The organism is Pelagibacterium sp., from assembly GCF_965249125.1.
Classification (GTDB): Bacteria; Pseudomonadota; Alphaproteobacteria; order Rhizobiales; family Devosiaceae; genus Pelagibacterium.
The window spans coordinates 2,522,620-2,541,718 of the sequence record NZ_OZ252217.1 but is presented as its reverse complement, the minus strand read 5'-3'; the positions used below and the strand labels follow the sequence as shown (position 1 = coordinate 2,541,718).

15 protein-coding genes and 2 pseudogenes are annotated in these 19,099 nt (G+C 59.9%); 5 read left to right on the top strand and 12 right to left on the bottom strand.

What is annotated here, in order from left to right:
* Window positions 1-33 precede the first annotated feature (33 nt).
* Genes ACP148_RS12470 through ACP148_RS12460 form a run of 3 tightly spaced genes read right to left on the bottom strand, consistent with a single transcriptional unit; the run spans window position 34 to window position 2,869 of the window.
* On the bottom strand, window positions 34-1,188 hold the full coding sequence (locus ACP148_RS12470; protein ID WP_421952932.1) for a sugar ABC transporter substrate-binding protein: 1,155 nt from the start codon (window positions 1,186-1,188) through the stop codon (window positions 34-36).
* A gap of 48 nt (window positions 1,189-1,236) precedes the next feature.
* Window positions 1,237-2,196: a C-terminal binding protein gene (locus ACP148_RS12465; RefSeq protein WP_421952931.1), complete on the bottom strand. Its 960-nt coding sequence runs from the start codon at window positions 2,194-2,196 to the stop codon at window positions 1,237-1,239.
* A 4-nt stretch (window positions 2,197-2,200) separates the two neighbouring features.
* Window positions 2,201-2,869, bottom strand: coding sequence for a FadR/GntR family transcriptional regulator (locus tag ACP148_RS12460; protein WP_421952930.1), 669 nt, complete (start codon window positions 2,867-2,869; stop codon window positions 2,201-2,203).
* 216 nt (window positions 2,870-3,085) lie between these two features.
* Here ACP148_RS12460 and ACP148_RS12455 point away from each other — a divergent pair, with 216 nt between their 5' ends.
* Window positions 3,086-4,084, top strand: a complete 999-nt coding sequence (locus ACP148_RS12455; RefSeq protein WP_421952929.1) for an ABC transporter permease — start codon at window positions 3,086-3,088, stop codon at window positions 4,082-4,084.
* A 412-nt stretch (window positions 4,085-4,496) separates the two neighbouring features.
* Here ACP148_RS12455 and ACP148_RS12450 read toward each other — a convergent pair whose 3' ends face one another.
* On the bottom strand, window positions 4,497-5,378 hold the full coding sequence (locus ACP148_RS12450; protein WP_421952928.1) for a hypothetical protein: 882 nt from the start codon (window positions 5,376-5,378) through the stop codon (window positions 4,497-4,499).
* 92 nt (window positions 5,379-5,470) lie between these two features.
* Window positions 5,471-7,684: a PQQ-binding-like beta-propeller repeat protein gene (locus ACP148_RS12445; RefSeq protein ID WP_421952927.1), complete on the bottom strand. Its 2,214-nt coding sequence runs from the start codon at window positions 7,682-7,684 to the stop codon at window positions 5,471-5,473.
* Window positions 7,685-7,951: 267 nt separating this feature from the next.
* On the opposite strand from ACP148_RS12445, the gene ACP148_RS12440 reads away from it, so the two are divergent.
* Complete coding sequence (locus ACP148_RS12440; protein WP_421952926.1) at window positions 7,952-8,569, top strand: hypothetical protein; 618 nt, start codon at window positions 7,952-7,954, stop codon at window positions 8,567-8,569.
* A 6-nt stretch (window positions 8,570-8,575) separates the two neighbouring features.
* Here the strand turns inward: ACP148_RS12440 and ACP148_RS12435 are convergent, their stop codons facing one another.
* The 6 genes and pseudogenes from ACP148_RS12435 to ACP148_RS12410 form a co-directional block, all read right to left on the bottom strand.
* Window positions 8,576-9,958 (bottom strand): FGGY-family carbohydrate kinase, encoded by a 1,383-nt coding sequence (locus ACP148_RS12435; RefSeq protein ID WP_421952925.1) that lies wholly within the window; start codon window positions 9,956-9,958, stop codon window positions 8,576-8,578.
* A complete protein-coding gene (locus ACP148_RS12430) occupies window positions 9,955-10,962 on the bottom strand; it encodes an ABC transporter permease (RefSeq protein WP_421952924.1) in 1,008 nt (335 codons plus the stop codon). Before ACP148_RS12430 ends, ACP148_RS12435 begins: the two co-directional genes overlap by 4 nt.
* Window positions 10,959-11,387, bottom strand: a pseudogene (locus ACP148_RS12425) (ABC transporter permease); the annotation flags it as partial. The pseudogene ACP148_RS12425 and the gene ACP148_RS12430, both read right to left, overlap by 4 nt.
* A gap of 76 nt (window positions 11,388-11,463) precedes the next feature.
* Window positions 11,464-12,815 (bottom strand): IS3 family transposase gene (locus ACP148_RS12420; RefSeq protein WP_421949987.1). Its coding sequence is split into 2 segments (ribosomal slippage): window positions 11,464-12,479 and window positions 12,479-12,815, totalling 1,353 coding nucleotides; the frame shifts between segments, so codons are not numbered across the junction.
* A gap of 70 nt (window positions 12,816-12,885) precedes the next feature.
* Window positions 12,886-13,164: pseudogene (locus ACP148_RS12415) on the bottom strand (substrate-binding domain-containing protein); the annotation flags it as partial.
* A gap of 41 nt (window positions 13,165-13,205) precedes the next feature.
* The gene (locus tag ACP148_RS12410; RefSeq protein WP_421952923.1) at window positions 13,206-14,018 is read right to left on the bottom strand and encodes a DeoR/GlpR family DNA-binding transcription regulator; all 813 of its coding nucleotides are present in this window, start codon (window positions 14,016-14,018) and stop codon (window positions 13,206-13,208) included.
* 166 nt (window positions 14,019-14,184) lie between these two features.
* Here ACP148_RS12410 and ACP148_RS12405 point away from each other — a divergent pair, with 166 nt between their 5' ends.
* The 3 genes from ACP148_RS12405 to rhaM are packed head-to-tail and all read left to right on the top strand — an operon-like array spanning window position 14,185 to window position 17,916.
* The gene (locus ACP148_RS12405) at window positions 14,185-16,287 is read left to right on the top strand and encodes a bifunctional rhamnulose-1-phosphate aldolase/short-chain dehydrogenase (protein WP_421952922.1); all 2,103 of its coding nucleotides are present in this window, start codon (window positions 14,185-14,187) and stop codon (window positions 16,285-16,287) included.
* A 14-nt stretch (window positions 16,288-16,301) separates the two neighbouring features.
* Window positions 16,302-17,588: an L-rhamnose catabolism isomerase gene (gene rhaI, locus ACP148_RS12400; protein WP_421952921.1), complete on the top strand. Its 1,287-nt coding sequence runs from the start codon at window positions 16,302-16,304 to the stop codon at window positions 17,586-17,588.
* Window positions 17,589-17,598: 10 nt separating this feature from the next.
* Window positions 17,599-17,916: an L-rhamnose mutarotase gene (gene rhaM / locus ACP148_RS12395; protein WP_421952920.1), complete on the top strand. Its 318-nt coding sequence runs from the start codon at window positions 17,599-17,601 to the stop codon at window positions 17,914-17,916.
* Between the two features lie 67 nt (window positions 17,917-17,983).
* On the opposite strand, the gene ACP148_RS12390 is transcribed toward rhaM, so the two are convergent.
* Window positions 17,984-19,027, bottom strand: a complete 1,044-nt coding sequence (locus ACP148_RS12390; protein ID WP_421952919.1) for a LacI family DNA-binding transcriptional regulator — start codon at window positions 19,025-19,027, stop codon at window positions 17,984-17,986.
* Window positions 19,028-19,099 lie beyond the last annotated feature (72 nt).

Genomic DNA, 19,099 nt, shown 5'->3' with positions numbered 1-19,099 from the left:
GCGGGGCTCCTCGGCCGAGGAGCCCCGTTACGGTTATTCGGACGGGATGAGATCTTGGTAGTCGGCCAGATCCGGATTCTGGGCCTGTTCGGCCAGATGATCGGCAAACGCCGCGTCCGGGAACGTGAACGATACCTCATCGACATCGGCGCATTCGGCATCGGCGTAATAGTCGCAGACATTGCCCCGGGTCACCATTTCGTGGGTGACGAGCACTGCCGGCGGGAGTTCCTGCCCGGCCAATTCCATAAGGGCCATGGGGACCAGATAATTGCCGTAGTTCTCGGGGAAATATCCCACCGACGCTATGAAGTTCGGCTCGGCGACCATCGAATCGATTTCGTCAGCACCCATGCCGACGAATATGGCATCGTCAGACCGTCCCGATTGCTCGACTGCACGCAGCATGCCCAGAATGGACTGATCGTTGATCGCAAGGCCAAGGATGGGTGCTCCTTCTGGTATCCTGCCGATCAAATCGTTCATTACGCGAAAGCCTTCCTCCAGCGTGCCTTTGGTGTCGATCTTGACGATGTTTTCCTCGGGAAAGTCCGGATATTCGGCGAGAAATCCGGCGATCTGCCCGTCCGTCCTCATGGCGGGGATGGCACCCGACTGCGGCAGTTCTCCGACAACCAGGAAACCAGTTGTCACCTGCTCGTCGCCCCATTTGTCGCGGGCAGCCTGTCCGAGATAAGCGCCGCCCATAAAGCCGGACCGCGGGTTGTTGGCGCCCATGAACGTGGCTCCGGGCATCGGAATGTCGATAGCGGTCACCGGCACGCCTTCAGCATCGAAAGCGCTCATGATGCCCGGCCCGAAATTGGCATCGGTCTGGAACTCGATCACATAGTCGACGCCACGGCGCACATAGCTTTGCGCATTGGCGAGCGCCGTCGCGCCATCAAGGGCATTGTCGGTTACAAACACCTCCACACCGGCGCGCTCGGCGTTGTTGAGAATGCCCTCTTCTACGTTGAGGAAGAACGGAGCGTTGCGGGCAAGATTGGCAAAGCCGATGACATAGCCATCCCCGTTGTTCGGCGGCGTGACGGCGGTTGCGGCTTCGACCAGCTCGGCATACTCCGCTTCGCTGAGCATTTGACCCTGTAGTTCGCCAGGCTCAAGCGCCTGGGCCTGCACCGCCAGCATTGAGGCCCCAAGGGCCAATATGGTCCGAAATGTCATCGTCTCCTCCTTGTGATGCATTTTCGAGTTCCTCCCGTTATGCCAGCCCTATGCGGGAACCGGCTTTCGCAGGCCCTTGCCTGCAAAATGATTTGATATGTCTTCGGCAACCAGGGCCTGAAGCCGTCCGATGGCCTCTTCCGAGTACCAGGCGGCGTGCGGCGTCAGCAGCAGATTAGGTGCATCTCGCAACGGCGAGGCTTCCGGCAGCGGCTCGGTCTCAAAGACATCGAGGGCAGCGCCGGCGATCAGCCCGCGTCCAAGGGCATCGGCGAGAGCCTGTTCATCGATCAGAGCACCGCGCGCCGGGTTGACGAGGACAGCGTTGGGCCGCATGCCGGACAGCCGTTCGGCATTGACGAAGCTTTTTGTTTCCGCGGTGGCTGGTGCATGAAGGCATATGGCGTCCGACCTGCGGAAAAGTTCGTCTGCAGAAAGACGTTCGAGCCCCAATTGCTGAGCTTCTGTTTGTGACAGGGCCGGATCGGCGACAGCAAATGCAAAGCCAAACCCTTTGAGGCGCGAATGCACGGCGCGCCCGATCTGCCCGAATCCGAAAAAGCCAACAGTCGTCTTTTGGAACGGCAATATGGGTTTTGCTGCCGCCACGGCCGCCCAGCGGCCAGCACGCACCGAGCCGTCGAGAGCGGGCAGTTTGCGCAAAAGGGTCAAAAGGCTGGCGCAGGTATGCTCGGCAACCTCGTCGGTGCAATAATCTGGCACATAGCCGACCGTGGCGCCGAGCTCACGCGCCGCGGTGACATCAATATTGTCATAGCCGATGCCGTAGCGCACGAGCGCCGGCCTATCAGCCATGCCGGCAATCGCCGCTTTGTCCAAGGGAGCAAACTGGACAATGGCCATGTCCGCGCCCGCGACGGCCTCGGCGACCTCCTCGGCAGTGCGGCACTGATGGGCTTGCAGGGAACACCCAGCAGCTTCGGCGGCGGCAGTCTCCCTGTCGATGTCGGGAAATGTATAATCGGTGATCACGACCCGGCGCTGCATCGGCTCAGACCTCTTTGCTGCGGGTGGAGGGCAGATTGTCGAGCGCTCTGCGCGTTGTCGTATAGACCTGCCGCATATGGTCTCTCATGGCGGCGCGGGCTGCATCGCTGTCGCCAGCGCGTAGCGCCTTGAGAATGGTCCGATGGTCTTCGATCGATTGCCTCTGGGCCTGTCCTGCCTCTGCAGAGGCACGGCGGAATTCGATGCCGAGCACGTTCATGCTCTGCGCTGCCCGTGTCAGGAAGGGATTGCCAGAAGCGACGGCCATCCGCTCGTGAAAGGCGGAGTCGAGCGCGAGGTAGGCATCGATGTCGGTCATCACTTCGACCTGCCGGCCGATCATTGCATCCAGTTCCGCGCACAGAGCCTCGTCGGCATTATCGGCGGCCAGCGCGCACAACTCGCCTTCGATAAGCATGCGCGCATCGTAAAGTTTTTCGACCGAGACGTCCGAGAGCGACAGGAAGAAATTGAGGGGCTTGAGCAATTCGGTCGCATCCAGCGCCGTAACGAACGCTCCGCCCCCATGACGAACCTCTAGAACGCCGAGCACGGAAAGAGCCCGCATCGCTTCACGCACCGTTGGCCGGCTGACGCTGAACCGTTCGGCCAGATCGCGCTCGGACGGCAGCTTGTCGCCAGGCTTCAGGCGGCCGGCGGTCACAAAACTCAAAATCTGCTCGACCAGCAGATCCGAGACGCCAGTCTTGGCGATGGGGATGATGTCCTTGTCCGTAAGAATAGTCGTTTCCTCCCATAGGTCACCACGCGGCGGTTGCTGTTGCCTGCTCCCTCAAGGTGACCAAGTGGCCTGTCCACTTATTGACTAGAACGGAGATCCCGGTTAGTCAAGGGCGAATAAAAATCGCTTCTGGAGGAGGAACCGAGAATGGCGGAGTCGACAGGCGAAGTCGCAGGAGCGCTGCACCGGAGACGGTCTGGTCTCAAGGAACTGATGGGTAAGGAATGGGCGGGCGTCGCCGTTCTCGCCGCGTTCTACATTCTGATCTTTGTAGCCTTCACTCTGTTGACGCCATACTTTCTGCAGCCGCGCAACCTGATGTCGATCGGGCTGAACATGTCCGTCATCGGATTGATGGCAATAGCGGGAACGCCGCTGATCGTTTCGGGAGGTCTGGACCTTTCGGTTGCTGCGGTGGCCGGACTGTCCGGGGTTATCGTGTCCCTTCTGTATTCCATGGGCATCGATGTTTGGGTCGCCGCTGCCATTGCCGTCATGGTTGCGCTGGTCCTTGGTGCAATCAACGGGCTGCTGGTTACAAAGCTCAGGCTCAATCCGCTGATCGTGACGCTGGGCACCATGAGCATTTTCACGGGCGCCGCTCTGGTTCTGACCGGCGGGCTCAGCAAGCCGCTTATCGTGCCCAATTTCAACTGGCTCGGGTCGGGTCGTCTTTTGGGTGTTCCAGCACCCCTCATCATGATGACAGTGCTGGCGCTGCTTACCTGGTGGGTCATGACCAGAACGCGCTTCGGGCGCGAAATCTATGCTTCGGGCGGCAACCCCGAAGCCAGCCGCATCATGGGCATCAATGTCGACCGCGTGCAGCTCGTGCTCTACATGGTGTCGGCGGCCGTGGGCGCCTTCGCTGGCATCGTGCTCGGAGCGATGCTGGGCGCAGCGGCCCCCAATGCCGCCGGATCTCACCTTCTCACAGTGATCGCTGCCATCATTCTGGGTGGCACCAGTCTTTACGGCGGCCGCGGTAGCGTATGGGGAACCGTGCTTGCCGTTTTGATCCTCGGCACGCTGAACAACGGCCTTACGCTCATGGACGTCTCCAGCTTCTGGCAGGAGATCACGCGCGGCGGCGTCCTCATCCTTGCCGTGGCCTTCGATCAGCTGCGATTAAGGAGCACGGCCTAACAGTCACTCGGGATCCCTGCTACGAGCATCGATCCAGAGGATAGGATATACTAGTCTAGAGCATTCCGCCAACTAGCCGCAGTTCTGCGCCCCCCCCCCGAGCCGGGCGCATTTGAGGCAGATCGCGAACGGCAAGTTTCGGGGAATCGCCATCGAGGCGTGAACGGCCGGAATTGGGGCGCATTGCCGCCGTTGGTAATTCTGGTAACAACGCCAGGGCTCACGCTGCCCAATCGAGGCGAGGGGGGCGATGAAAGCGTTGCTCACCCGCGTGCTACCCACATGCCGCGCATTAGTTAAGCGGTATATTTGACGGTATTGATGTATTCCTGCCGGAATAAGATCGTTGGAAAAACAATAGGTAACGGCCCCAGTATGAATCCCTTCACCCGCTCCAGTTCTCAACTTCGTCCTATTGAAAGCCACCGGGTTGTGCCGGAATGGTATCGAGCCCGGTTTCGGCCAGAAGCGCGGCGATCGTGCCGTCCTCGATCATCAGCGCGATGGCCTCGTCCAGCAGCGTTCGCAGATAGCCGTTCCGGGTCAGCAACAGGCCGCCGATATCCACATCTGCACCGATCTGATCGGCCAGCGGGCGGATGAAGATTTCGCCTTCGTTGGGGTGCTCGTTCCGGAACTCGACAAGGCTGGGGCCATATACCACCATTCCGGCGATTGTTCCGTCGAGCAAGCGGGTCACCATCAGTTCGGTATCGCCATAGGGCAATGCGAGCAGACGCTGATCGGCCGGCAGGGTGGCGATGTATCGCCCCAGCGCACCAAACCCGAACGATCCCACCAGCGCGCCGACCTTTTCGCCGCCTTCGATGTCGCCTAGACCTTCGATATCGGCGTCGGCCACGGCCAGTACATAACTGAAGCCCGCATAGGGCCGGGTTGAAATAAACTCGACTGGATACATGTTGGCGGCCAGCCCCATGCCAAAGATGACATCGCAGTCGTTGGTCAGGCTGACAAATAGATCCTCGGCCGCATATTCGCCCCCGATCCCATAAGCCGACCCCAGGACGGTGAATTCTGCGTTGACCAGCAATTGCTGGGCGGCCGCTTCGGCCAGTGCGCGGTCAAATTCCAACGTCGGAGAGGTGTCATACTGGCAAAAACGAATTGTGTTGCCTGTCGTCAGCCGCCAGGCGTCGAGCAGCGATCGATCCACATTGTTGCTGACCTGGCCCATGGCGGGCATGCCGGCGGTGACCGAGAGGGAAAGAGCCAGCGCGGCTCGGAGCCATCCGCCGAAAAATGAGGTGGACGCGGCTGAACAGCTTTTCATGGTTCGTCTCAAACGTTGGTTCGGGCATTGCGAAAAACAGGGTCCCGGGGAAACTCGATTTCCCCGGGACCCCTCAAGTTGTCACGCGGTCGTCAGTCCTGATCAGGCAGACGGAAGACGTGGATCGAGTTTCCGCCCAGGCGCGGCGCGGCCAGGCCCGGTGTGAGGTCGGCATGTGTCTGGTTGCTCTGCCCCGCGGCAATCACCAGATACTGGACGCCATCGACTTCATAGGTCACCGGCGTACCGCCCACAGGGGCTTGCATACGCTGCTGCCAGAGCACTTCGCCGGTTTCGTCGTTCATCGCCTTGATGTAGCGATCGGCGTCACCCACAAAGATCAGGCCGCCCGAGGTGGCCAGGATCGATGATGTGAAGCGCGGCCCCTGCTGCACTTCGAAACCGTCGGCGCCATCAACGGCGTTGAGGGCGTGCAACGAGCCGACACCGGGCGCATCGGGAGCCAGGCTGGTGCCGAAGGACTGGAAGAAACCCATGGACGTGCCGGGCGCAGCTTCCCCGAACTCACGCGGAGCGCTGGTCTGGCAAGTATTTGCCGCCGGCAGGTAGAAAAGACCCGTATCGGGGCTGTACGCTGTTGCTTGCCACAAGCGTCCCCCTGGGATGGCGGGACAGAAGGTTACGGACTCGCCAAATTCGGTGGGAATGATCTCCACGTTGGCGGTCACACGGCCGGTTTCCGGATCGATGTCGGAGACGACGTTCTGGTAGATGGTATCTTCGGCCCAGATGAATTCGCCGGTTTCTGCATCGAGCCCGAACGTAATACCGTTCTTGCCCGGGGTGGTAACGATCATCTTGCGGGTTTCACCGTCCACTTCGGCGTCGATGATCATGCGCTCAAACGGGGAATCCAGGTCCCAGTTGTCGCGCGGTAGGTGCTGGAAGTACCAGACCAGCTCGCCCGTGTCGGCGTCGATCGCCAGGGTCGAGTTGGTATAGAGCACGTCATTGTCACCAGTGCCGCGGGTAATCTCGGCATAGGGGATCGGCATGCCTGTGCCGTAAAACACCATATTCAGCTCAGGATCGTAGGACCCCGTAGCCCATGGCGTAGCGCCCCAGCGATTTTCCTGCGGAACACCGCCCCAGCTTTCCTCGAACTCGGGATTGGTCTCGTCGGCAAGGGTATTGAAGCGCCACAGTTCTTCACCATTCGTCGCATCGTGAGCGGTGATGTAGCAAGCGCCGGCCGTGCCCACGATCGAGCAACCAGAGGTCCCCGTGAAGATCTTGCCGTCGGCGACCAGTGGGCCGGCGGTGTAGCTGTAACCCTTCTCCCAATCGTTGACCTGCACCTCCCACTCGACCTGGCCGGTCAGGGCGTTGAGTGCAATGAGCTTGGCATCGACGGTCGTCAGGATAACGGTGTCCTCGTAGAGGGCCACCGAGTTTTTCTGGCGCATGGCCTGGTTGTTGTGATAGCCGCCCTCGAATTCGGGACGGCTGTGGGCATAGGACCAGATCAAGTCGCCCGTCACAGCGTCGAGCGCTTCGACATAATTGTTGTTTGTGGCAACGAACATGATGCCGTCATGGATGATTGGCACGACTTCCTGCTGTCCGGCTTCACCAAGAGCCCAACTCCACGCCGGTTCGAGGTCTGCAACGGTGTCGCGATTGATCTGGCCGAGGGGGCTGTAGCCCCAATTGTTCACTGTGCGGCGCCACTGCAACCAGTCAGCTGGGTCGGGATCGAGAAGCATTTCGTCGGTAACCGGCGAATAGTCGCGCTCGGCATCGGAAACCAGAGTAACGACAGAAGGCGGAACCTCCTGTTCGGCGGGCTCGGCCACCTCGGCGGTTTCCTCCACGGCGGCATCATCGGCTTCCGGCTCGTCGGCCGCGGGCTCGTCGTCGGCCGGTGCGGCTTCGATAGCGCGCGGGTCGATCTGCGCCAGAATTTCAGGATCGGCCGGCAGGTCTTCGGTGCCGACCGGATAGCCGTTCTCCGAAAGCAAATAGGCCACAATATCGGCATATTGCTGCGGGGGCAGGCTGCCCGGGGCATTGGCCGGCATTGCGGTCGAAATGAAATTGAAAAACAGCGAAGCATCCGGGTAGCCCTGGATCGATCCGACTATGTCTTGTCCATGACAGGTTGAGCATTGCTGCTCATACGCTGTTTCACCGCGGGCAATCTGCTCCGCCGTTGTATACTCCTGGGCGTAAAGGGCGGTCCCCATAAGGGACGCGAGCGTCAGCGTGGTTCCCGACAATAGGAGCTTGAGCCCGAAACCGGGCACCTCCTGCCGTCTTCCATGCATATTTACAAAGTCAGTCACGTTTCTCTCCCTGATATATGCCGTCGGCCATGAGCGCGCAGGTGGACGGGGGGCCGACCTGCGCAAACGACGTTGCCGCAAATTTGGTGGGATTTGAACGCAAGCGAGAGCTGGCACTTAAATCCAGACCATCATGACAGGAGGCAGTATTGCACTCGTTTTGATACTTTTCCAGAGCTTGATCTGCCTTGCTGTTTGCTGCGATGGTCAGCGGGTTCTTGAACGCCGGAAACCATGGCGGCGACGGTCAAGCCACGGGGCCAGCATGTGAATTTTTTCCTCGATCTGTCGTTTCAACGTCTGCTCTATCAAGTGTGCGCGGCCATTGTCGTGCTGACGGCCCATGGGGTTTTCCTGGCTCTGACTGCCCGCCTGCTCGGGGATCGCGGGCCACAATATGATGGCCGCCTGACCCTCAATTCGTTTCGCCACGCCGAACCTGTCGGTGCTCTCGTTATGGCGTTGACCCAGCTGGGCTGGGTTCGCCCCCTGGTGCTCGACCACTCCTTACTGGTGGCAAGACGGGGCGGGCCGCTACTGGTCACTCTCTGCGCGCTTTTGGGCAGCCTCGCGTTGGGCTGGTGCTCCTGGCAACTGCGCCCTCTGGTCTTTTATGCGTTTGGCGGGGGAACGGGGAGCATAACGCTGATCGGACTGCTCGAAACCACCGCGAGGACATCGCTGGCGTTCGTGCTCATCAACCTGATCCCCATCCTTCCCCTAAGCGCTGGGCACCTCTGGTTGGGCATAGCGCCCTCGGTCGGCGCGATGATGAACCGCTACCGGCTACCCATCGCGCTCGGCCTTGCGCTCGCGATCCTGTTGGGGCTTGGCCCTTTCGTGCGCGGGCTCGTGCTGGGACCCCTTGCTGGCTTTTTCGGCTGAATAGCCTTAATCAGGCTGCCGGTCGACCGCCTGCCGCCAGCGTCTAGCATAAAGCCTCATCTCGCTCGCATTTGTGGCCGGGGGCAAGGCTGCATGGTCGAGACGTGGCCGCGCATGCGATCCTAGCGTCAGAAGAGCGGCGCCGAGGCTGGTTCCAGTCGCGTTGCCGGAGTTGGCGATCACCGGACGACCGGTCGCCGCGCCCAGCATATCGAGAAAGATTCGATTGCGCCCAAACGGACCCTCGACGATTACGCGCCCTCCGGCACCGGCCAGGACGAGGCATTCCGCCGTCATCAGAGCAAGATAGAACGATACGACACAATGACGTGTGGTGGCATCGAGCTCATCAGGGGGCAGGCTCCAGCGCGCACTGTTTTGTGGAAACGGCCCCGAACCGGTCTGGATGGACGGGAGCAACATGATCCGCTCGCGCAGTATCCGGTCGGTCACCCTATCCTCGATTTCGCAGATTTCGCTTCCCATCAGCAGCGAAAATTCCCGCCCGCCCATGAACCGGGCCGACGGGACTGTCCGGCCCAGGGCATCTATATTGGCTAGGCAGTCGCGCGTTTCATCGAGCCCATCTAACGCCCCACCCGGTGCGCAGACGATAACCCAGGTGCCCGTGGAGACGACGGCGAAAGGCGGTTGGGTCGTTAACACATGAGGCAGCAGCGAAGCATTGGAATCGTGAATGCCGCAATAGACCTGCACGCCAATCCCGAGCCCCAGTTCTTCTGCAAGGTCAGGTTTAACGGTGCCCAACACATCAAATGCCGATCGAAGCGGCGGGAATTTGTCGCGGATGCCCATGGCATCGACCAGCGAGGAAAAATCGCGTCGCTCAAAGTCCCACAGACCCGTGTGGCAGCCCAGTGAGGTCAACTCCGATGCGGCCGCGCCCGTCAGGCGATGAGCCCAGTATTGTGGGTAGGTCAGGATGGCGCGGGTGCGTGCAACGGCCTTCGGCCAATGGCGTTGCAGATAGAAAAGCTGCGCCCCCAGATTGAGTCCGGCCGGCAGTTTGGGGGTAAGCGTTTTGGCAAATGGCGGCGCGATAAGATCGTAATCGCCTCGGTCGCCGTCCGGCCCGTCATGCTCATAATCGAGAACCGGCAACACCAGATCGCCCTCTTCATCGACCAGCGCCGCCGTCGCGCCGTGCGTGGTGATTGCAAGAGCACTCAATCGGTAGTGGGCATTGACCTCGGCCATCGACGATTTGAGAAAATTCCATATCCCTTCGATATCGAAATGTGGATAGGGCGGGCCATCGATGACGGTATTGGGACGCGTGCGGACAGCAGTCTCCAGCAGCGTTTCGGTGTCAACAACGGCAAACTTGGCATTGGTCTTGCCGATATCGATGACGCCGACATGGCTCATGGATGGGTAAGCCTGTTGCGGACGCGCCTTATAACGATGGGCATCGCGATGACGATGATCAGCATGGCCCCGGTAAAGATCGACATGACAATCCCGGGAACGTTGAGCAGCCCCAGTCCGAACGTCACCAACCCCATCACGAACCCCGCAATCACCACGCCCAAAATGGTGCCCGCTCCGCCAAGGATCGAGATGCCGCCAAGCACCGCTATGGTCACCACTTCGAGCTCCCACGCAAAAGCGATTGATGGACGCGTCGATCCCAGCCGCGATGTCAGAAGGATCGCGGCAAGTCCGGCCATCGCGCCAGTGAGCATGAAAAGGATGAATTTGACTCGCTGCACGCGGATTCCAGAGAATCGAGCGGCCAGGCCATTGTTGCCGATGGCATAGACAGACCGCCCGAAACTGGTGCGGTGCAGCAGCACATAGAAGACAACGGCCATGATCAGGAACAGGACGATTTCGAACGAAATGACCCAATAGACATAGCCTTGTCCGAAAAACGAAAAGCCCGCCGGATAGCCGGTATAGGCCTGATCGCCCAGAACGATATAGGCGATGCCGCGGAACAGGCTCATCGTGCCGATGGTGACCACGATCGAGGGCAGCTTCAGCCCGGCCACCAATATGCCATTGAACATGCCGCAAAAAACGCCCACGCCAAGTCCGACCACCACCAGTTCGGGGACGCCTGCGCCGATCTGGGCCGCAGCGCCCATCGCTGTCGACGCAAGGGCCAGAATGCCGGCAACGGAAAGGTCGATCTCTCCCGAAATAATCACCATGGCCATGGCGAGCGCGATGATGCCGCGCTCGGTGAAGTTGAATGTGGCGTCTGAAAGGCTCCAGGGCGAAAGGAAGTAGGGCGTTGCAAAGCTGTTGAAGATAAAGATGGCCACGGCAACGAGCAGCAAGAGAAATTCCCAGCTTTTAAGCGCACTCAGAAGCGGGCTGTCGAGCCGGTTGGGAATGGCACGGGGAGAGGGGGCGGAGGTGCTCATGAGTGGGCCTCGGCTTTGCGCAGGATAATCCGCCCTTTCTTGGCTTCAGCCCGGGCGTTGAAGATCACGGCAATGATGATGACGGCGCCTGAAATGGCCATCTGGGCGAACGGGGAAACCCCGATCACCGGCAGCGCGTTCTTGACCACGCCCAAAAACAGTGCCCCAATCACCGCCCCGGCCACGGTGCCGATGCCGCCGGCAATCGATATACCCCCGATCACGCAGGCCGCAACCACCTCAAGTTCGAACCCGCCGGCGATATCGGTATAGGCGACAGCATATCGCGCCACCCACAGATACCCGGCCAGGCCAGCAACCATGCCTGATATGACAAAGGCAAAAAATCGGCTGCGGCCTACATCGATGCCGGTATAGACCGACGCTGTCGGGTTGACGCCCACCGCATAAAACGAGCGGCCCAGCGTGTCTGTCGTCAGATGATTTGGCGCAATTTGTTGCGTTGAATAGAGGAGCGTTGGCCTCGTCTGTGGGTTGATTTTATGCGGCGAGATTGCGGTGTTGCAAGCGCCGATGCTCGATGGTCTGTCGTTTGATCCTTTCTCTCTGTTTGATGATGGTTTGTGCCCTGCCGAAGTAGGCGTCGGCCGGGGTCACGTTGTCGAGGCTCTCGTGGTAACGCTGGTGGTTGTAATGCTCGATGAAAGCAGCGATTTGGGCCTCGAGATCCCCCGGCAGAAAGTAGTTTTCCAGTAGCACCCGGTTCTTGAGTGTCTGGTGCCAGCGCTCGATCTTGCCCTGGGTCTGAGGATGACAGGGTGCACCGCGCACATGGCTCATCCGGTTGGCCTGGATGTAGTTGGCCAGTTCCCCGGCGATGTAACTCGGGCCGTTATCGCTGAGCAGCCGAGGCTTATGGTGGACATGGGCCCGATCGCACCCTGAAGCTGCCAGTGCCAGGTCCAAAGTGTCGGTGACATCCTGTGCCCGCATCGTTGAGCACAACTTCCAGGCGATGATGTAGCGGGAATAATCGTCGAGCACGGTGGAGAGATACATCCAGCCCCAGCTGAGGATCTTGAAGTAGGTAAAATCGGTCTGCCACATCTCGTTGGGCCGGGTGGTCTTGGTGTGGAAGGCATCGGCAGCCTTGATCACGACATAGGCCGGGCTGGTAATCAGGTCGTGGGCCTTCAAAAGCCGGTAAACGCTGGCTTCAGACACGAAGTAGCCCTTATCGTCGGTGAACCGAACCGCCAGTTCCCTGGGGCTCAGTTCGGACTGTTCCAGCGCCATCTCGATGATCTGATCATGGATGGCGGTCGGGATCCGGTTCCACACCCGGCTGGGCGCCGATGGCCGGTCCTCCAGCGCCTCGGGCCCACCATTGAGGTAGCGGTCATACCAGCGATAAAAGGTCCGGCGCGCGATGCCCAGATTATCGAGCGTGCGTGTTGCTGGCAGATGGGATTGCTCGACCAGCCTGATGATCTCGAGCTTTTCGGATGCTGGATACCTCATGCGTCGTCGTCCCCATCCGCGATCATGCTTTTTTTGAGCAGACGGTTTTCCAGCGTCAGATCGGCAACACACTCCTTGAGCGCTCCGGCCTGGCGGCGCAGTTCCTTGACCTCGTCGGTGGTGGCAGCACGGGCTGTATCGCCAGCAAGCCGACGCTTTCCCGCTTCCATGAATTCCTTGGACCAGGTGTAATAGAGGCTCTGGGCAATGCCTTCCTTGCGGCACAGCTCGGCAATGCTGTCCTCTCCACGCAGGCCATCGAGCACAATGCGGATCTTGTCTTCTGCAGAAAAGTGCCGCCGTGTCGCGCGGCGGATATCCTTGACCACCTGTTCGGCGGGCTTCTTGGCTTTCGAGGGTTTTGATCTCATCGTCGTTCCTTCGTCACTCCGACGAGACCAAAACCCTCCTTACATCACAAGATCAAATCTGTGCCATCGGTGCTGACGGGGTACAGGCATCGACCTGCTGTGCAATCAGCGTGTTGATCACTTCGATCTGGGCCTCGGCTGTTGGTTCGGTCGGGCCGGTATAGATGATTTCGACATCGCCGATTTCCTCCGCCGCTTCTTCGGCGCCGCGTGCTGCAGCCTCGAAAAAGCCGTTGCCGAGGGATTTGACCAGCACCGCAATGCGGGTCTGGGCCTGGGCCGGTGCCGTCGCTGCCATCATGGATGCGGCTATGACGGTGGTTGTCAGTAAGGTTTTGATCAAGCTCATGAAGTCCTCCCTGGAGCTTTGGTCGTTTACGACACCGGTCGCTAGGCGACCGACGAAGCTTCCTCCGTGTTCGACCGCTCACCGGCATCGGCGATGATAAGTGTGATGCCGTGATCCTCGAGCATTTGACGATCCTCGTCGCGAATGCCGCGGTCCGTGATGATTGTTGAGATGCGTTCGAGCGGACACAGAATGAGGCTCGAGCGCTGGCGGAATTTCGTGGAGTCGGCAAGAACGACAAGTTCGTCCGTCTGTCCCAGCAATTTCATTTCCGCATGGATAAGCAGGGGGTCGGCCTCGGTCAGCCCGTGCCGCCCCAGCCCTTGAGCGCCCATGAACATCCGGCGCGCATAAAAATGCCGGGTCACATCGCTTTCAAAGGGCGAAAGGATGATGTTCTGGTCACGATATATAGTTCCGCCGGGCACCACCACGCTGTTCTTGGAATGGGTCAGCAGGTGGCCAGCGATTGGAAAGGAATTGGTAAAGACCTGCAGCCGCCGGGCGATCAGGTGAAACACCATCTGATAGGTGGTGGTCCCGCCATTGATGATGATCGAATCCCCGTCCGAGCACAGATCGACCGCCGCCTTGGCGATGGCCCGCTTGAGCGGAATGTTCATCGATTCATTGACGCTGAACGGCCGGCCCACCAGCCCCGATTGGGTCGGTGGGTTGATTGCCTCGGCGCCGCCGCGCACCCGGCGCAGCTTGCCCTGGACATGCAGCGCGGCAATGTCCCTGCGGATCGTGGCTTCGGACGTTTCGGTAAGATCGACCAGATCGGAAACGGTCGCTACCGGTCGCGCCTGGACCGCGGACAGAATAACCTTGTGGCGTTCACGTTCGTGCACGGACCATCTCCTCCTACCAGTATGCCACCATCAAAAACGGTCATTGTCAATCAATAAGTGTCAATATTGGTCAATATTGGAGGTATGTGACCGTTAGTGATTGACTTTGATTGCTGCACGTGTGGTTATTGCGCAAAAATGCGCCCAGCATATTCGGGAGGAATCCATGAGCACGCCATCAGCGCCCGCGCGCATCGCCAACCTGTGGGACGACGCCAAAGCGACTGCATTGACCGAGGCCGAGCGGCTCGTTTACCGCTCCAATCTCCTCGGCGCGGACAAGCGGGTCACCAATTATGGTGGCGGAAACACATCTTCGAAGATTCTCGAAACCGACCCCCTGACAGGTGAAAAGGTCGAAGTGCTCTGGGTCAAGGGCTCCGGTGGCGACGTGGGGACCATTAAGCTCGATGGCTTTTCCACGCTCTATATGGACAAGCTCCGTGCCCTGAAATCGGTCTATCGGGGTGTCGAGTTCGAAGACGAGATGGTGGGCTATCTCCCGCACACCACCTTCAATCTCAACCCTCGCGCCGCGTCGATCGATACCCCACTGCACGCTTACGTGCCCAAACCCTTTGTCGATCACATGCACCCCGACGCGATTATCGCCATCGCAGCCGCAAAGGATTCCAAGGCTCTGACACGGGAGATTTTCGGCGATAGCATCGGCTGGCTGCCCTGGAAACGTCCGGGCTACGAACTTGGCCTCTGGCTGGAAAAATTCTGCTTTGAAAATCCCGGCGCAAGCGGCGTCATCCTGGAAAGCCACGGCCTGTTCACGTGGGGCGACACCCCCAAAGAGTGCTATGAAACCACAATCGCCACCATCAACAAGGCCATGGACTGGCTTGATACCAAAACCGCCGGAACCGCCGCTTTCGGGGGCGAAAGGGCCGTGGCCTTGCCAGCCGACCAGCGCCGCGCCATAGCCGCGCGCCTCATGCCACGTATTCGCGGTATGATTTCGGCTGACAGCCGCAAGGTTGGCCATTTTGACGATAGCGACGCCGTGCTTCAATTCGTCAATTCCAGCGATCTCGAACCCCTTGCCGCACTGGGCACATCCTGCCCCGATCACTTCCTGCGCACCAAGATCAGGCCTCTGGTGATCGCCTTCGATCCCGCCAATCCCGATGCGGACGCAGTGATTGATAATCTGGCAAATCAGATTGAGGATTATCGCGCGGCCTACGCCGCCTATTACGAGCGGTGTAAGCGCGACAATTCTCCCGCCATGCGCGATCCCAATGCGGTGGTCTATCTGATGCCCGGCGTCGGAATGTTCACCTTCGCCAAGGACAAGGCGACGGCCCGGATTTCCGCCGAATTTTACGTCAACGCCATTAACGTGATGCGTGGCGCATCCTCGGTCTCGACCTATCAGGGTCTGTCCGAGCAGGAGGCCTTCGATATCGAATACTGGCTCCTCGAAGAAGCCAAACTCCAGCGTATGCCCCAGCCCAAGTCGCTGGCCGGCCAAGTGGCACTCGTCACCGGCGGCGCGGGCGGTATCGGGAAGGCAACAGCGGTGCGCCTGCTACGGGAGGGTGCCTGTGTGCTCCTGGCCGATATCGACGCCGGCGGGCTCAAGGCGGCAAGGGACGAGCTCTCTGCTACGTTTTCCAACGATGTCGTGCGCACCATCGAAATGAATGTCACCAGCGAAAGCGCCGTGAACGATGGGTTCGCAAGTGGCGTCATCGATTTCGGCGGCATCGACATTCTGGTGTCCAACGCCGGGCTGGCCTCCTCGGCGCCGATCGAGCAAACCACCCTCGAGCTCTGGAACAAGAATATGGATATCCTCTCGACCGGATATTTCCTTGTCAGTCGCGAGGCGTTCAAGCTGTTCCGCGCGCAGAAGGTCGGCGGCAACCTCGTCTTTATTGCCTCAAAGAACGGCTTGGCCGCGTCGCCCAACGCCTCCGCCTATTGCACCGCAAAGGCCGCCGAGATCCATCTCGCACGCTGTCTGGCACTCGAAGGCGCGAGCGAACAGATCCGCGTCAATGTGGTCAACCCCGATGCCGTCCTGCGCGGTTCCAAGATCTGGACTGGCGAGTGGAAAGAACAGCGCGCCGCCGCCTATAAGATGGATACCGACGAGCTCGAGGAACATTATCGTCAGCGCTCGATGCTCAAGCGCTCCGTGTTTCCCGAGGACATCGCCGAAGCCGTGTATTTCCTGGCGTCCGACATGTCGGCAAAATCGACGGGCAACATCATCAACGTCGATGCGGGCAACGCGCAAAGCTTCACGCGCTGAGGGAAGGGGCTGGCATGAGCAAAATCTCGACAGATGTGATCGGGCAGACCAACGCCAAGCGCGACAGCGCGCTTGAAGCCGACTACGCCGCATTGGGTGAGCAGCTCGATCGTCGTGGTATCAATATCGAAAAGATCACCGAAAAGGTCGCAGCCTACGGCGTTGCCGTGCCCTCCTGGGGCGTCGGCACCGGCGGCACGCGCTTTGCCCGCTTTCCCGGCCCCGGCGAGCCGCGCGATATCTTCGACAAGCTTCAAGACTGCGGCATCATCCATCAATTGACCGGCGCAACCCCCACTGTTTCGCTGCATATCCCCTGGGACAAGGCAGACCCCAAAACCCTTAAAGCCAAGGGCGACGAGGTGGGGCTGGGGTTCGACGCCATGAACTCGAACACTTTTTCCGACGCGCCGGGCCAGGCCCATTCCTACAAGTTCGGCTCGCTCAGCCACACCGACGCGGCGACCCGCCGGCAGGCCATCGATCACAACATCGAGTGCATCGAAATCGGCAAGGCCCTTGGTTCGAAGGCGCTGACCGTCTGGGTCGGCGATGGCTCGAATTTCCCCGGCCAGGCCAGTTTCACCGCCCAGTTCGAACGCTATCTGGCGTCAATGCAGGACGTGGTCAAAGCCCTGCCGTCCGACTGGCGCATCTTTACCGAACACAAGATGTACGAGCCGGCCTTCTATTCGACGGTCGTGCAGGATTGGGGCACCAACTACATGATAGCCCGGGAGCTGGGCGAGCAGGCTTTCTGCCTTGTCGATCTTGGTCACCACGCCCCCAATGTGAACATCGAGATGATCGTGGCGCGGCTAATCCAGTTCGGAAAGCTCGGCGGCTTCCATTTCAACGATTCCAAATATGGCGACGACGACCTCGACACCGGCTCGATCGATCCCTATCGGCTGTTCCTGGTCTTTAACGAACTGGTCGACGCTGAACAACGTGGCCTGCAAGGGTTCAACCCGGCACATATGCTCGACCAGAGCCACAATGTCACCGACCCTATCGAGAGTCTGATGCAATCAGCCATGGAAGTCCAACGCGCCTATGCCCAGGCCCTGCTCGTTGACCGGAATGCCCTGACGCACCATCAGGAAACCAATGACGCGCTGATGGCCAGCCAGACGCTCAAGAGTGCGTTCCGCATCGATGTTGAGCCCATCCTCGCCATGGCCCGCAGGAACAAGGGCGCCGCCATTGACCCGATCGCAGCCTATCGACAGTCAGGCTACCGCAACGCCGTTGCCGCCATCCGGCCTGCAAGTGCCGGTGGCAGCGGCGGGATTGTTTAGGGAGGGCGATATGGCCGAACGCATCGCTTTTCGCATGAACCTCAATCCGGGCCAGACCGAACAATACAGGCGCCGGCACGATGCCATCTGGCCCGAACTGGTCGATCTACTTAAATCAAGCGGCATCTCTGATTATACGATCTGGCTCGACCCCGAGACCGATCACCTGTTCGCTACGCTGGTGCGGGCCGATAACCACACCATGGAGCGGCTGGCAGACGCGGAAATCATGGGGCGCTGGTGGTCCATGATGGGCGATATCATGCAGGCCAATCCCGACAGCTCGCCCGTACAGGTCGAACTCATCAAGATGTTTGAACTGGCTTAGAGAGCCTCAAGGACAGAGTATCACTTTTCCGGTTCGAATGGACAACCTGCCTGCTGAAAGCTTACGCCTAGCCGGTCGACTGGCGGGCAATCACTTTCGTTTCGAGCCGCACATGGCGGGCTTCCTGTCGCCCTTCTATCCGCTCCATGACCAATCGTGCTGCTTCCATTCCCAACTGGCGGCCAGACTGGTCGACGCTTGTAAGATTATTCTGCGCAAGATCGCACAGAGGAGAATTGTCATAGCCGAACACAGCGACATCCCCAGGAATGGACAGGCCCAACTCCAGCGCGGCGCTTATCACTTCAAACGCGCACGCATCGGTCCAGCAAAAGATCGCCTCTGGCCGGTCGGACGCTTCTAGTATCCGTCGCGCCACGTCCCGCGCCAACGGACTGTGCTCGGCATAATAGACCTTGGCAAAAGCGGACAGACCGTGGCGTTCCATGGCCCGGTGATATCCGATCTCGCGGTGGGCGGTGACCGAACTATCCTCTTCCGGCGAGAGATCGAGACTTATGTGCACAATGCGTTGACGTCCCTGGCCCACCAGATAGTCGATGGCTTGCTCGGCACCCAGTTCGTCATTGCCGTTGATCGTATCGAATAGCGTGTCGCCGGGACTGTGAATGCCGATCACCGCAGTGGGCGTACGCGAGGCCGCGGCGTCGATGTCGGTCAGCGCCATGCGGGGCGCGACGAAGATCAGCCCGTCCATCTGCCGGTCGACCATGGATTCGACAAGGGCCAGTTCCAGGCCCACTGCCGAATCCGAGACGCCCAGCAGCGGTTGATAGGGCGTTTGCGACAACGCCTCGTTTATCCCGGCCATGATTTCCGAAAAGAACGGGTTGCGAATATCCGACAGCAGCACGCCTAGCGTATAGCTGCGCCCGCGCATGCCGCGCGCCGAGGCGCTGGGCCGGTAATTGAGCTTATCGATCGAGGCGTTCACTTTCGATCGTAGAGCGTCGCTCACGCCATAGGCATTTCGCAGCACTTTCGAGACGGCCGAAACCGAGACGCCCGCGTCTTCGGCCACCGTGCGGATCGTGGCGCGCGTCGGTGCCGTTCGGGCCTTTCGTAAGGGTGGTCGCGCCGTATCGCTCATGGGTAAGTCCCCGAGCCTTTCCTTGCAGGGTTCGCCGATGCCATTCATGCGCTTATCGCACCCCTCGGCAAG

What these genes read in the sequence shown, in the direction of transcription:
- ACP148_RS12470 (WP_421952932.1), bottom strand. Translation starts at nt 1,188, where the DNA reads ATGACATTTCGGACCATATTGGCCCTTGGGGCCTCAATGCTGGCGGTG.
- ACP148_RS12465 (WP_421952931.1), bottom strand. Translation starts at nt 2,196, where the DNA reads ATGCAGCGCCGGGTCGTGATCACCGATTATACATTTCCCGACATCGAC.
- ACP148_RS12455 (WP_421952929.1), top strand. Translation starts at nt 3,086, where the DNA reads ATGGCGGAGTCGACAGGCGAAGTCGCAGGAGCGCTGCACCGGAGACGG.
- ACP148_RS12450 (WP_421952928.1), bottom strand. Translation starts at nt 5,378, where the DNA reads ATGAAAAGCTGTTCAGCCGCGTCCACCTCATTTTTCGGCGGATGGCTC.
- ACP148_RS12435 (WP_421952925.1), bottom strand. Translation starts at nt 9,958, where the DNA reads ATGAGCCATGTCGGCGTCATCGATATCGGCAAGACCAATGCCAAGTTT.
- ACP148_RS12430 (WP_421952924.1), bottom strand. Translation starts at nt 10,962, where the DNA reads ATGAGCACCTCCGCCCCCTCTCCCCGTGCCATTCCCAACCGGCTCGAC.
- ACP148_RS12405 (WP_421952922.1), top strand. Translation starts at nt 14,185, where the DNA reads ATGAGCACGCCATCAGCGCCCGCGCGCATCGCCAACCTGTGGGACGAC.
- rhaI (WP_421952921.1), top strand. Translation starts at nt 16,302, where the DNA reads ATGAGCAAAATCTCGACAGATGTGATCGGGCAGACCAACGCCAAGCGC.
- rhaM (WP_421952920.1), top strand. Translation starts at nt 17,599, where the DNA reads ATGGCCGAACGCATCGCTTTTCGCATGAACCTCAATCCGGGCCAGACC.
- ACP148_RS12390 (WP_421952919.1), bottom strand. Translation starts at nt 19,027, where the DNA reads ATGAGCGATACGGCGCGACCACCCTTACGAAAGGCCCGAACGGCACCG.